Source organism: Mixta sp. (assembly GCF_024610815.1).
Classification (GTDB): Bacteria; Pseudomonadota; Gammaproteobacteria; order Enterobacterales; family Enterobacteriaceae; genus Mixta; species Mixta calida.
This window is the reverse complement of the sequence record NZ_JANION010000218.1, coordinates 1-13,265: the sequence shown is the minus strand read 5'-3', so window position 1 is coordinate 13,265 and position 13,265 is coordinate 1. Positions and strand designations below refer to the sequence as shown.

General features: G+C 58.8%; 14 protein-coding genes. 11 read left to right on the top strand and 3 right to left on the bottom strand.

Annotated elements, in window-relative coordinates:
• Positions 1 to 216 precede the first annotated feature (216 nt).
• Positions 217 to 444, top strand: coding sequence for a cold shock-like protein CspD (gene cspD / locus MYY08_RS16625; RefSeq protein ID WP_038627082.1), 228 nt, complete (start codon positions 217 to 219; stop codon positions 442 to 444).
• A 466-nt stretch (positions 445 to 910) separates the two neighbouring features.
• On the opposite strand, the gene ytfE is transcribed toward cspD, so the two are convergent.
• Positions 911 to 1,576 carry an iron-sulfur cluster repair protein YtfE gene (gene ytfE / locus MYY08_RS16620; protein WP_190296680.1) on the bottom strand — a complete coding sequence of 222 codons (666 nt, stop codon included), beginning with the start codon at positions 1,574 to 1,576 and terminating at the stop codon, positions 911 to 913.
• A 197-nt stretch (positions 1,577 to 1,773) separates the two neighbouring features.
• Here ytfE and MYY08_RS16615 point away from each other — a divergent pair, with 197 nt between their 5' ends.
• The 5 genes from MYY08_RS16615 (at position 1,774) to ltaE (ending at position 8,357) form a co-directional block, all read left to right on the top strand.
• On the top strand, positions 1,774 to 2,673 hold the full coding sequence (locus tag MYY08_RS16615; RefSeq protein ID WP_190296679.1) for a LysO family transporter: 900 nt from the start codon (positions 1,774 to 1,776) through the stop codon (positions 2,671 to 2,673).
• A gap of 144 nt (positions 2,674 to 2,817) precedes the next feature.
• Positions 2,818 to 4,467, top strand: a complete 1,650-nt coding sequence (hcp, locus tag MYY08_RS16610) for a hydroxylamine reductase (protein WP_159378831.1) — start codon at positions 2,818 to 2,820, stop codon at positions 4,465 to 4,467.
• A 3-nt stretch (positions 4,468 to 4,470) separates the two neighbouring features.
• Entirely contained in the window at positions 4,471 to 5,460 is a 990-nt protein-coding gene (gene hcr / locus MYY08_RS16605; protein ID WP_288014987.1) for an NADH oxidoreductase, read from the top strand.
• 116 nt (positions 5,461 to 5,576) lie between these two features.
• A complete protein-coding gene (gene poxB, locus MYY08_RS16600) occupies positions 5,577 to 7,298 on the top strand; it encodes a ubiquinone-dependent pyruvate dehydrogenase (protein ID WP_038627092.1) in 1,722 nt (573 codons plus the stop codon).
• Between the two features lie 57 nt (positions 7,299 to 7,355).
• Positions 7,356 to 8,357: a low-specificity L-threonine aldolase gene (ltaE, locus tag MYY08_RS16595; RefSeq protein ID WP_288014985.1), complete on the top strand. Its 1,002-nt coding sequence runs from the start codon at positions 7,356 to 7,358 to the stop codon at positions 8,355 to 8,357.
• 12 nt (positions 8,358 to 8,369) lie between these two features.
• Here ltaE and MYY08_RS16590 read toward each other — a convergent pair whose 3' ends face one another.
• Together MYY08_RS16590 and MYY08_RS16585 are read right to left on the bottom strand one after the other, a co-directional pair.
• Complete coding sequence (locus MYY08_RS16590) at positions 8,370 to 9,191, bottom strand: N-acetylmuramoyl-L-alanine amidase (RefSeq protein ID WP_502888480.1); 822 nt, start codon at positions 9,189 to 9,191, stop codon at positions 8,370 to 8,372.
• A complete protein-coding gene (locus tag MYY08_RS16585) occupies positions 9,191 to 9,511 on the bottom strand; it encodes a heavy metal-binding domain-containing protein (protein WP_038627096.1) in 321 nt (106 codons plus the stop codon). Before MYY08_RS16585 ends, MYY08_RS16590 begins: the two co-directional genes overlap by 1 nt.
• Before the next feature lie 108 nt (positions 9,512 to 9,619).
• On the opposite strand from MYY08_RS16585, the gene MYY08_RS16580 reads away from it, so the two are divergent.
• The 5 genes from MYY08_RS16580 (at position 9,620) to artM (ending at position 13,240) form a co-directional block, all read left to right on the top strand.
• Positions 9,620 to 10,162 (top strand): lipoprotein, encoded by a 543-nt coding sequence (locus MYY08_RS16580; protein WP_288014981.1) that lies wholly within the window; start codon positions 9,620 to 9,622, stop codon positions 10,160 to 10,162.
• Positions 10,163 to 10,376: 214 nt separating this feature from the next.
• Entirely contained in the window at positions 10,377 to 11,105 is a 729-nt protein-coding gene (gene artP, locus MYY08_RS16575; protein ID WP_159378834.1) for an arginine ABC transporter ATP-binding protein ArtP, read from the top strand.
• Between the two features lie 14 nt (positions 11,106 to 11,119).
• A complete protein-coding gene (gene artJ / locus MYY08_RS16570) occupies positions 11,120 to 11,851 on the top strand; it encodes an arginine ABC transporter substrate-binding protein (protein ID WP_288014979.1) in 732 nt (243 codons plus the stop codon).
• A gap of 4 nt (positions 11,852 to 11,855) precedes the next feature.
• Positions 11,856 to 12,572, top strand: coding sequence for an arginine ABC transporter permease ArtQ (gene artQ, locus MYY08_RS16565; RefSeq protein WP_084970284.1), 717 nt, complete (start codon positions 11,856 to 11,858; stop codon positions 12,570 to 12,572).
• Complete coding sequence (artM, locus tag MYY08_RS16560; RefSeq protein ID WP_038627105.1) at positions 12,572 to 13,240, top strand: arginine ABC transporter permease ArtM; 669 nt, start codon at positions 12,572 to 12,574, stop codon at positions 13,238 to 13,240. The genes artQ and artM overlap by 1 nt, the downstream gene beginning before the upstream one ends.
• Positions 13,241 to 13,265: the final 25 nt, after the last annotated feature.

Genomic DNA, 13,265 nt, shown 5'->3' with positions numbered 1-13,265 from the left:
TCGCCAGAAGGCGCGACCGCTATCACAAAATTGAAAATAGCGTTAACTGCCTCAAACTTTGGCGATTTGATCAATATCCGACCCCGCCGATGGCTTGACGCTTCCCCCCGTTTCTCTACATTCTACAAGCTCAGGCTGATTGAGTTTTAAACAGCTCAATGCAGCTTCGCTACCTCACCTACACAGTAAAAAACGTCTTGCGAGGGAACCAGAAGTATGGAGAAGGGTACAGTTAAATGGTTCAACAACGCCAAAGGATTCGGCTTTATCTGCCCGATCGGCGGCGGCGATGATATCTTTGCCCATTATTCCTCAATCCAGATGGAGGGATACAGGACGCTCAAAGCCGGGCAACCCGTTCAGTTTGCTGTACATGAAGGGCCGAAAGGCAATCACGCCAGCCTTATTGTTCCACTGGAAGCGGCCGAAGGCATTCGGGCCTGAACCTGTGCTGACACATTCTGTACAACCCGACTAAAAAATGCCAGCCACGGATGCTGGCATTTTTATTACACACTATGGTTACGCTTTAAGGATGGGGGTAACGCGATTTATTTCAACCCTGCTCCGCTCTCTTTCGCCTGCGCCAACGCGCCGAACAGCATAAAAAGCTTACTGTGTCCCATCACGCGTTTTACGCTTTGACGACGGCGCGAGCCAAAGCATAGTTGTTGCGCGATTCTGCGCTACACCATTTGTGCCACGCGCGCTTAACGGCCTGACGGCGCCCATATTTTTCTTTTAGGGTATAGGCTGCGTAATAAAGAGAGCGGGCGCGAAAGCGAGCGTTCAGATTGTTGAAGATCTGCGGGAGGTCAGCAACAGCATGCGCCGCTGGAAAAACGCATGCTGAAGATTAGCGGCGTCCTGGTCACTACTGCCTGTCACCAGGGAGCCGTTTACTTAACGATTATTCGCCGCGCAGCGCGCGTGGGAACAGCAGATTATTTTCCAGGTGGATATGCTGCATCAAATCCTGGATAAAACGATCGATGCCGGTGTAAAGCGCGCGCCAGGTGGTGCAGGCGCCTTCCGGCGGCGTCAGATTATTGGTCAGCGCTTTGATCGTTTCTAACTGCTCGCCCGCCTCATTATGTTCCATCTCCATTACGGCGATCGGATCGCCCGCGTGCGAGCCGAAACCCTGCGCAATCATTGGAAACAGCACGCGCTCCTCTTTCATCATATGGCTGGTCAGATGCTGGTAAACTTCATCGATCACTTTCCCCAGGCCGCGCGGACAGGCGGGCTTTGCGCCATGAACGCGCTCCACTTTTTCCGCCATCGCGATCAGGTCAGGCAGCTGCTGGCGATGCTGATTATGATAACGCGCGATAATATGCTCAATCAGCGCGCCAAGCGGCGCGTCACGCCATTTTTCATCGCCGTTTTCCTGCTGCGTCAGCTGCTGTAACTCCTGCTCAATCTGGTCGATATCAAGGCCACGCCGCTCCGCCATCTCTCCCAGCGTACGCTTGCCGCCACAGCAGAAATCGAGATCGTATTTATGGAACACAGCGGTAGAACCGGGAATGGTAATGGCGATCTCGCCCAGAGACGTAGTGCGTAATGACATTGAATGACCCTCATGATGTATTTATAAGTTGCATTTTAAATGCATCTTTTGGCGCAAGCCAAACGCTTTTTTTCAACGTCTCAGAGAAAAAGCTCAAATGGAAACATCGGATGATTATTGTAACGCCAGGCTTTACGGCCCCTGGGTTTTTAGCTAGCGTGGTACACATCACATTTCTTTAAGGATTTTACAGGGATATGTACTCAGGATTGCTCATCATTCTTCTGCCTTTGGTTATTGGTTACTTACTGCCGCTGAAATCGCCTGGTCTGCAACGTCTGCTTAATCGTCTGCTGAGCTGGATGGTTTATATCATTCTCTTCTTTATGGGTATTAGCCTGGCGTTTCTTGACAACCTGGCGGCCAATTTGCTGGCGATTGTGCATATCGCCAGCGTTAGCGTCATTGCGATTCTGGCCTGCAACCTTATCGCGCTGCGCCTGCTGGAAAAGCGGCGTCCCTGGCGCCACCAGCATCACCAGGAAGCATTGCCTTCGCGGCTGCATATGGCGCTGGAGTCTCTGAAGCTGCTCGGTGTGGTGGTGCTGGGCTTTCTGCTCGGCTTAACCGGCTGGACGTTTTTGCATCATGCGACCGAGGCGAGCGAATACGCCCTGTTACTGCTTCTGTTCCTGGTGGGTCTGCAACTGCGCGGCAGCGGCATGACGCTGCGCCAGATCGTGCTGAACCGACGCGGCATGATCGTGGCGGCGGTGGTCTGTCTCAGCGCCTTTGTCGGCGGCATACTGGCGGCGCTGATGCTGGGCCTGCCGTTAACCACCGGCCTGGCGCTGGCCAGCGGCTACGGCTGGTATTCCCTTTCCGGCATCCTGATGACCGAAAGCTTTGGTCCGGTTATCGGCAGCGCCGCCTTTTTTAACGATCTGCTGCGCGAACTGTTGGCGATCATGCTGATTCCAGCACTGATTCGTCAGCACCGCTCCAGCGCGCTGGGCCTGTGCGGCGCCACGTCGATGGATTTTACCTTGCCCGTCCTGCAACGCGCCGGCGGCATTGAAATCGTGCCAGCCGCCATTGTGCATGGCTTTGCCCTCAGCCTGGCGGCGCCGGTGCTGATCGCCCTTTTCTCATCCTGATTAACGCGCGGCCTGTAACGGGCCGCCGCTTTCCCTTTTGCTTCAGATCAAATTGGTTGCAGTTAGTTAAGACTTTTCTTGCCAGCAGCCCTCGTCGATCTTTATAAGTTGCATGTGAAATACAACTTATAACGAGATGATACTATGTTCTGTATTCAATGTGAGCAAACAATAAGAACTCCTGCTGGCAACGGCTGCGCCTGGGCGCAGGGCATGTGCGGCAAAACCGCGCAAACTTCCGACCTGCAGGATCTGCTGATCGCTGTGCTGCAAAGCCTTTCCGCCTGGGCGTTGCATGCGCGCACGCAGGGGGTGATCGATCATGAAATCGACAGCTTTGCGCCACGCGGTTTCTTCTCCACGCTGACCAACGTCAACTTCGACTCTGATCGCATCATCGATTACGCCTTTCAGGCGCAGAGCTATCGCGACAGCCTGAAAGCGCGCTGCGCGCTGCTCGGTCTGACGCAGCCGGAGCATCCGCTGGCGGATATCACGCTGACCAGCAACGATGCGGAAATCCTGCAACAGCAGGCGCAGGCGTTCGCGCTCAACGCTGGCGACGATCATGAAGATATCGTCGGTCTGCGCCTGCTCTGCCTGTACGGCCTGAAAGGCGCCGCCGCCTATATGGAGCACGCCCACGTTCACGGCCGCTACGATAACGACATTTATAAGCAGTATCATCAGATTATGGCGTGGCTCGGCACCCGCCCGAACAATATTGAAGAGCTGCTGGCCGAAGCGATGCACATCGGTAAAATGAACTTCGCCATTATGGAGATGCTGGACGAAGCGCAGACCACCACCTACGGCGATCCGCAGCCGGTTCAGGTCAACGTGCGTCCGGTCGCTGGCAAAGCGATCCTGATCTCCGGCCACGATCTGAAAGATCTGCAGCTGCTGCTGGAGCAAACCGCCGGCACCGGCATCAACGTTTATACGCATGGCGAAATGCTGCCGGCCCACAGCTATCCTGGCCTGAATAAATACCCGCATCTGGTCGGCAACTACGGCAGCGGCTGGCAGAACCAGCAGACCGAGTTCGCCCGCTTCCCTGGCCCGATCGTGATGACCTCCAACTGCATTATCGATCCCACCGTCGGCGACTATCAGCAGCGCATCTGGACGCGCAGCATCGTCGGCTGGCCGGGCGTCAACCATCTTGACGGCGACGATTTCTCGCCGGTGATTGAACAGGCGCAGAACATGGCAGGCTTCCCGTGGGATGAAATTCCGCATCAGATTACCGTCGGCTTTGGCCGCCGCGTGCTGCTCGATTCCTGCGACGCCATTATCGACCTGGCGGTACAGAAAAAACTGCGCCACGTCTTCCTGGTCGGCGGCTGTGACGGTAGCCGTGACAAACGCAGCTACTATACCGATCTGGCGATGGCGGTGCCGAAAGATTGCCTGATCCTGACGCTCGCATGCGGCAAATACCGCTTCAACAAGCTCGATTTCGGCACGCTGGAAGGGCTGCCGCGTCTGCTTGACGTCGGCCAGTGCAACGACAGCTACTCCGCCATCGTGCTGGCAGTGAAGCTGGCGGAAAAACTGAACTGCGGCGTTAACGATCTGCCGCTGTCGCTGATCCTTTCCTGGTTTGAACAAAAAGCGATCGTGGTACTGCTGACCCTGCTGGCGCTCGGTGTGAAGAATATCCGTACCGGCCCGACCGCGCCGGCGTTCCTCACTGATAACCTGATCGCCATTCTGGAAAAAGAGTTCGGCCTGATCCCAGTCACCACTGCGGAAAACGATCTTGCCGCCATTCTGGGCACGGAGGAGTAAACCATGAACAGCACGACGCTTTGCCCCTGGCGCATGCAGGTGCATCACATTATTCAGGAAACGCCGGACGTCTGGACGCTGGCGCTGATTGACCACGATTTTTATCGCTGGCAGGCGGGCCAGTTCGCGCTGGTGCGCATCGGCAACAGTGATGAAGTGCGCGCTTATACGCTTTCTTCCACGCCGGGTCAGAGCCGCTTTATCACCCTGACCATTCGTCATATTGAACAGGGGAAAGGCTCCAGCTGGCTGACGCAGCAGGTTAAGCCGGGCGATTTCGTCTGGCTCTCCGATCCGCAGGGCAGCTTCAGCTGCGAGCAGCATCCCGCGTCGCACTACCTGCTGCTGGCCGCCGGCTGCGGCATTACGCCGGTAATGTCGATGGCGCGCTGGCTGCATCGCAATCGCCCGGAAACCGACGTGCAGCTGATCTACAGCGTACGCTCGCCGCGCGACGTGATCTTCGCCGCTGAGCTGCAACAGCTGAGCAGCTGGCTGAAGCTGACGATTATCGCCGAGCAGCAGCCGGAAGCGCAGATGCTCTCTGGCCGCCTGACGCCTGATATTCTGGCGCAGCGGGTGCCCGATATGGCGCGCCGCACGGTGATGATGTGCGGCCCGCAGCCTTATATGGATCTGGCGGAAAAAGCGGTGCGCGAACTGGGCGCCAGTCGGGTGCTGCGCGAGCAGTTTACCGCTGGCGTCTCCGACGAGGTGGCCGACAGCGGCGTGCGCTATCACCTGAGCAGCGCTTCGCAGCCGCTGAAAGGCGGCGCATTCCCGGCGGGCTGGTCGCTGCTGGCGGCGATGGAGCAGCATAAGCTGCCGGTGGAAGCGGTTTGCCGCGCCGGCGTTTGCGGCTGTTGTAAAACGCGCGTCACAAGCGGCGATTACCAGACCAGCAGCACCGTCGGCCTGACGGAGGAAGAGATCGCGGCGGGCTACGTGCTGGCCTGCAGCTGCCAGCCGGCGGGCGATATCGAGTTGGCCTGACGCCGCGGACATACCTCGTTTCACAGTGGCTCTACTGTTTCATCACGCGTTGACTAGACTTTTTAGCGTCTGAGTCTTGCCATCGGGATGATGGCCCACAACAGTAAGGAGCCACTATGAAGCACACCGTTGCCGCGCTGATTGCGCAAACGCTGGAAAGCGCGGGCGTCAAGCGTATCTGGGGAGTCACCGGAGATTCTCTTAACGGGCTGAGCGACAGCCTCAATCGTATGGGCACTATCGACTGGATGCCGACGCGTCATGAAGAGGTTGCCGCTTTCGCCGCTGGTGCCGAGGCGCAAATCAGCGGTCAACTGGCGGTTTGCGCCGGATCGTGCGGTCCTGGCAACCTCCATCTCATCAACGGGCTGTTCGACTGCCACCGCAATCATGTGCCGGTGTTGGCGATCGCCGCCCATATTCCCTCCAGTGAAATCGGCAGCGGCTACTTCCAGGAAACGCATCCTCAGGAGCTGTTCCGCGAATGCAGCCACTATTGCGAGCTGGTTTCCAACCCTGAACAGCTGCCGCAGGTGCTGGGCATCGCCATGCGTAAGGCGATCCTGAATCGCGGCGTCTCTGTCGTCGTGCTGCCGGGCGACGTCGCGCTGAAGCCTGCGCCGGAAGAAGCCTCCTCCTCCTGGTATCCGCCGCAGCAGCCGGTTATGCAGCCGCCGGAAAGCGAGCTGGATAAGCTGGCGGCGCTGCTGAACGACGCGGAAAACATAACTTTGATGTGCGGCAGCGGCTGCGCGGGCGCGCATCAGCAGGTGGTCGAGCTGGCCGCCGCGCTGAAGGCGCCGGTGGTACATGCGCTGCGCGGCAAAGAGCATATCGAATATGACAATCCTTACAGCGTAGGAATGACCGGCCTGATCGGTTTCTCCTCTGGTTACCACGCGATGATGAACGCCGATACGCTGCTGCTGCTCGGCACCCAGTTCCCCTATCGCGCCTTTTACCCCACCAAAGCGAAAATTATTCAGCTGGATATCAACCCCGGCAGCATCGGCGCGCACTGTCATGTCGATATGGCGCTGGTGGGCGATGTCAAAGCGACGCTGAACGCGCTGCTGCCGCGCCTGCGAACCAAAACCGACCGCGCCTTTCTTGATAACGCGCTGGCGCACTACGCCGATGCGCGTAAAGGGCTGGACGAGCTGGCGAAGCCCAACGATAAGCAGCCGATCCATCCGCAGTACCTGGCGCAGCGGCTGAGCGACTTCGCCAGCGAAGACGCCATCTTCACCTGCGACGTCGGCACGCCGACTGTCTGGGCGGCGCGCTATCTGAAGATGAACGGCAAGCGGCGTTTGCTGGGATCGTTTAACCACGGTTCGATGGCCAACGCAATGCCGCAGGCGCTGGGCGCGCAGGCATTGGATACACGACGCCAGGTGGTGGCGATGTGCGGCGACGGCGGCTTCAGCATGCTGATGGGCGATTTTATCTCGGTGGCGCAGCTGAAACTGCCGGTGAAGCTGGTGGTGTTCAACAACAGCGTGCTGGGCTTCGTGGCCATGGAGATGAAAGCGGGCGGCTACCTGACCGACGGCACCGATCTGCAAAATCCTGACTTTGCTGCTATCGCCGCCGCCTGCGGGGTGAAGGGCATTCGGGTGGAGAAAGCGTCCGATCTCGACGGCGCGATTCAGGAGGCGTTCGCCCATGACGGTCCGGTACTGCTGGACGTCATTACCGCGAAAGAGGAGCTGGCGATGCCGCCGCAGATCAAAATGGAGCAGGCGAAAGGCTTCAGCCTCTATATGTTGCGCGCCATCATTAACGGCCGCGGCGACGAAGTCGTCGAGCTGGCAAAAACCAACTGGCTGCGGTAAAACAGAATCCCCCCTGTACGCGGGCGCCGGGCGCCCGTTTTTTTGAGGAGCATCCTGTTGATAGATTTACGCAGTGATACGGTCACCCGTCCGTCGCCGGCCATGCTGTCGGCAATGGTTTCCGCCCGCACCGGCGATGATGTCTATGGCGACGATCCCACCGTCAACGCGCTGGAAGCGGAGGCGGCCCGTCTGAGCGGCAAAGCGGCCGCGCTGTTTCTGCCTACCGGCACCCAGGCGAACCTTGTCGCCCTGCTCTCGCACTGCGAGCGCGGCGAGGAATATATCGTCGGCCAGCAGGCGCATAACTATAAATATGAAGCGGGCGGCGCGGCGGTGCTGGGCAGCATTCAGCCGCAGCCGATCGAAGCGGCGGAAGACGGCACGCTGCCGCTGGAAAAGGTGGCCGCCTTTATCAAGCCTGACGATATACATTTTGCGCGCACGCGTCTGCTGAGCCTGGAAAACACATTCGGCGGCAAGGTATTGCCGGTCGACTATCTGGCTGAGGCGTATCGCTTCACGCGCGAGCGTCAGCTGGCGCTGCATATCGACGGCGCGCGCATCTTCAACGCCGCCGTGGCGCTGGAACTGCCGCTGGAAGCGCTCTCCCGCTACTGCGATACGCTGACCATCTGCCTGTCGAAAGGGCTGGGCGCGCCGGTCGGCTCGCTGCTGTGCGGCGACGACGCGTACATTCAGCGCGCGCGCCGCTGGCGTAAAATGACCGGCGGCGGCATGCGTCAGGCGGGCATTCTGGCGGCGGCGGGGCTTTACGCGCTGGAGAATAACGTGATGCGTCTGAAAGAGGATCACGACAACGCCCGATGGCTGGCGGAGCAGCTCAGCGCGCTGGGCCTGTCGGTCAGCCAGCACACCAATATGGTGTTCGCGCAGCTGCCGCCGGAGCAGGCGGCCCCGCTGAAAGCCTGGATGCAGGCGCGTAATATTCTGATCTCGGCGGCGCCGGTAACGCGTCTGGTCACCCATATGGATGTCGACCGCGCAGCGCTGCAATGGGTAGTCAGTCAGTGGAAGGACTTTCTCGCGGCACAGTAACGCGCCGCGACCTCAGCGTCCATACTTCTCCACCAGCGCCTGGGCGATCGCCAGCGTTTCCGCATCGGCCAGTCCACGATAATCGGCGGGCCGAAAATGCATCTGAAAGGCGGCAATCACCTTTTGCCGCTGTTCCGGCGTCGACGCCGCGTCGACCTCATAGCCATAGCGTTTCAGCAGACCAAGCTGCGCAATCTGATCGACCGGCGCATCAGGATCGCGTCCGCGCAACAGCTCGGCGACCCGCGCGCCGTCCGGCCAAGCGCCGATGCCCTGCGCCGCCAGCTGCGCCCAGGGAAACAGCGGTCCGGGATCTTGCTTGCGCTGCGGCGCGATATCGCTGTGGCCGACGATATTTTGCGGCTTTACATCATAGCGATGGATTAAATCTTCCAGCAGCGGCAGCAGCGCGGCGATCTGGCCCGACGGGTAAGGATAAAATTGCCGTCCCTGCGGCGTATTACGGTAGCCGGGGTTAACCAGCTCGATGCCGATAGAGGTATCATTCAGCCGCGTGGCGCCGCGCCAGTAGCTGACGCCAGCGTGCCAGGCGAGCTGCTTTTCCGGCACCAGTTGCCAGATCAGCGGCGTGCCGCGATACTGTGGCGGACGAGCCGGGATCAGATAGTGAACGCTGACCTCTTTATCCGTCAGCGTCGCCAGCGAGGTGGAAAACGCCTCGGCGGTATAGTGAATAACGATGCTCTTTACGCGCGGCCTTGCGCCCAACGCGGCGTGCCGCGTATCTACGCTGTAACCCTGGCGCTGTTCCAGGCCCGATGTGCCGCATCCACATAGCAGCAGCGCCAACAGCAGCAGCCAACCGCGTGCGATCACTGCGTTTTTACCGCCGTGCCGCTCACGCTGACCATCAACATGCTGCTGTCTTTACCGACGGTTTCATAATCGATGTCGATGCCGACCACCGCATTGGCGCCCAGCGCTTTCGCCTGCTCTTCCATCTCTTCAAACGCCAGCTGACGCGCCTTGCGCAGCTCTTTTTCATAGGCGCCGGAGCGGCCGCCAACGATATCGCGGATGCCGGCAAAAAAATCGCGGAAGATGTTAGCGCCGAGAATCGCCTCGCCGGTGACCACGCCGCAATATTCCGTGATCGTTTCGCCTTCGAGTCCGGGGGTGGTGGTTAATTTCATGCTTTTCTCCTTTTCCGATTCAGCGACAGTTTAACCCGTGCGGCTAAAAAGCGCGGCTATACTTTATGATAAAACAAAGCCTTGCCCGATAACCATAAGGAAAATGAGATGAAAAACAAAGCGTTTGCCGCGCTACTGCCGGCCGCCCTGCTGCTGAGCGCCTGTACTACCGTGGAGCCGGCCTATAAGGATATCGGCACGCGTGCGGCTCCTTGCGTAGAGGGTGGGCCGGATACCGTGGCGCAAAAATTTTACGATCTGCGCATCGCGCAGCCGACGCAGGGTCTGCCGGACAGCCAACTGCTGGCGCGCTACCGCCCTTACCTGAGCGAAAAACTTTACCAGATCCTGCTGCGCGCCAGCGCGAAAAGCGATCGACCGGCGGAATGGCGTCAGGGCGATCTCTTCTCCAGCCTGGCGCAGGGACCCACCAAAGCGGAAGTCGCCGACGCGTCGACGATTCCCAATACCGACGCGCGCAATATCCCCCTGCGCGTCAGCCTGACGCGTGAGGGCGAGAAAAGCGTCAGCTGGCAGGATGAAGTGCTGATGGTGCGCGAAGGCACCTGCTGGACGCTGGACGACGTGCGCTACGTCGCCGACTGGCAGCGTCCCGGCGGCGGCACCCTGACCCAGCTGCTGGAAAAATAAACTCTTTTGCAGCGTCGTCGCCCGGCGGCGCTGCGGTTATCACAAAAAGAGAGAAATCTTCCCACGTATTCACCGCCCGCTCCGCACATGACGAGATTTTGTGCTAGCCTTTAGGCATTCCACGTCTCATTAATAAATTTTAACGCACGATGATTGCATAACTATTCTGTCGACGTTAAGATTTGCGGCATCAATTGCTATTCATTTTCAGCGCATGAGTATTCAACTAAACGGTATTAATTGCTTTTACGGCGCCCAGCAGGCGCTGTTCGATATTCAGCTAACGTGCCCGGAAGGCGAAACGCTGGTGCTGCTGGGCCCCAGCGGCGCCGGGAAAAGTTCGCTCCTGCGCGTGCTGAACCTGCTGGAGATGCCGCGCTCCGGCACCTTAAGCATCGCCGGCCACCATTTCGACTTCAGTAAAAAGCCGGGCGACAGCGCGATCCGTGAGCTGCGGCAGAATGTCGGCATGGTCTTTCAGCAATATAATCTCTGGCCGCATCTGACGGTGAAGCAGAACCTGATCGAAGCGCCCTGCCGCGTGCTGGGGCTGGAGAAAGATCGCGCCCACGCGCGCGCCGATAAACTGCTGGAACGCCTGCGCCTGACGCCTCACGCCGATCGTTTTCCGTTACAGCTTTCCGGCGGCCAGCAGCAGCGCGTCGCTATCGCGCGCGCGCTGATGATGGAGCCGGCGGTGCTGCTGTTCGATGAGCCTACCGCGGCGCTTGACCCGGAAATCACCGCGCAGATTGTCAGCATTATTCGCGAGCTGGCGCAAACCAATATCACTCAGGTTATCGTCACCCATGAAGTCGAAGTGGCCCGCAAAACGGCAAGCCGCGTCGTCTATATGGAAAATGGCTATATCGTTGAACAGGGTGACGCCAGCCGTTTTACACAGCCGCAAACCGATGCGTTTGCTAACTATCTCTCGCACTGAGTAAGGCCATAAAGATGAAAAAACTTGTTCTTGCTGCCCTGTTAGCCGGCATCAGCCTGAGCGCCTCCGCCGCGGAGACGATCCGTTTCGCCACCGAAGCCTCCTACCCTCCGTTTGAGTTTGTTGACGCCAACAATAAGATCATGGGCTTCGACGTCGATCTGGCCAACGCGCTGTGCAAAGAGATGAACGCGACCTGCACCTTCACCAATCAGGCGTTCGACAGCCTGATCCCCAGCCTGAAGTTCCGCCGCTTCGATGCGGTGATGGCGGGTATGGATATCACGCCGGAGCGTGAAAAACAGGTGCTGTTCAGCAAGCCTTATTATGAAAACTCCGCGCTGTTTATCGCGCAAAAAGGAAAAGTGGCGGATGTCGCCGCGCTGAAAGGCAAACGCGTCGGGGTGCAAAACGGCACCACGCATCAGAAATACCTGACTGACAAGCAGAGCGACATCACTACCGTGCCTTACGACAGCTATCAGAACGCGATTCTCGATCTGAAAAACGGCCGCATCGAAGCGGTGTTCGGCGATACGGCGGTCGTCAACGAGTGGCTGAAGCAGAACCCGAACCTGACGGCGGTCGGCGACAAGGTGACCGACAAAGCCTACTTCGGCACCGGTCTCGGCATTGCGGTGCGTCAGGGTAACAACGCGTTGCAGGAAAAATTTAACGCCGCGCTGGATAAAGTGAAAGCTGACGGCACTTACAAAACCATCTATAACAAATGGTTTCAGCAGTAATTAGATGAACGAATTACTTCCACTCGCAAGCGCCGCCGGGATGACCGTCGGCCTTGCCGTTTGCGCGCTGATCCTCGGCCTGCTGTTGGCGATGCTGTTTGCCGGCTGGGAATCGGTGCGTCTGCGTCCGGTCGCCTGGGTCGGCACCGGTCTGGTGACGCTGCTGCGCGGCCTGCCGGAAATTCTGGTGGTGCTGTTTATCTATTTCGGCGCCTCGCAACTGCTGCTGCTGCTCTCCGACGGCTTCACGATTAACCTCGGCCTGTTTACGCTGCCGGTGCAGATGCAGATCGACAACTTCGACGTCAGTCCCTTTCTGTGCGGCGTGATCGCGCTTGCCATCCTCTATTCCGCCTACGCCTCGCAGACGCTGCGCGGCGCGCTGAAGGCGGTGCCGGTTGGACAGTGGGAATCGGGTCAGGCGCTGGGCATGAAAAAGTCGGCCATCTTTTTCCGGCTGATTATGCCGCAGATGTGGCGTCACGCCCTGCCGGGGCTGGGCAATCAGTGGCTGGTGCTGCTGAAGGATACCGCGCTGGTTTCGCTGATCAGCGTTAACGATCTGATGCTGCAAACCCGCAGTATCGCCACCCGCACCCAGGAGCCTTTTACCTGGTATCTGCTGGCGGCGGCAATCTATCTGCTGATTACGTTGCTGAGCCAGGCGGTGCTGAAGCGCATTGAACTGCGGACCACCCGCTTCGAACGGGGGAACAGCTGATGCTCGACTATTTGCCTGAGTTGCTTAAAGGGCTGCAAACCAGCCTGACGCTCACCGTGGCCTCGCTGGTGGCGGCGCTGGTGCTCTCCCTGCTGTTCACCATGGTGCTGTCGCTGAAAACGCCGGTGGTCAGCCAGCTGGTAAGAGGCTATATCACTCTGTTTACCGGCACGCCGCTGCTGGTGCAGATCTTCCTGATCTACTACGGACCGGGACAGTTTCCTTCGATCCAGAAGATCGACTGGCTGTGGCAGCTGCTTTCGCAGCCCTGGCTCTGCGCCCTGCTGGCGCTGTCGTTAAACAGCGCCGCCTATACCACCCAACTGTTTTACGGCGCGGTGCGCGCTATTCCCGCCGGTCAATGGCAGTCTTGCGCCGCGCTAGGCATGACGCGCCGCGACACAATGCGCATTCTGCTGCCTTACGCCTTTAAGCGCGCCCTCTCTTCCTATTCCAACGAGGTGGTGCTGGTGTTTAAGAGCACCTCGCTGGCCTATACCATCACGCTGATGGAGGTAATGGGCCACGGTCAGCTGCTCTACGGCCGCACCTATGATGTGATGGTGTTCGCCGCCGCCGGATTGATTTATCTGTGCGTCAACGGCCTGCTGACGCTGCTGATGCGTCTGATTGAACATCGTGCGCTGGCGTTTGAACGACGCAACTGATTACAGCGGTGATAAAAACGGTAAG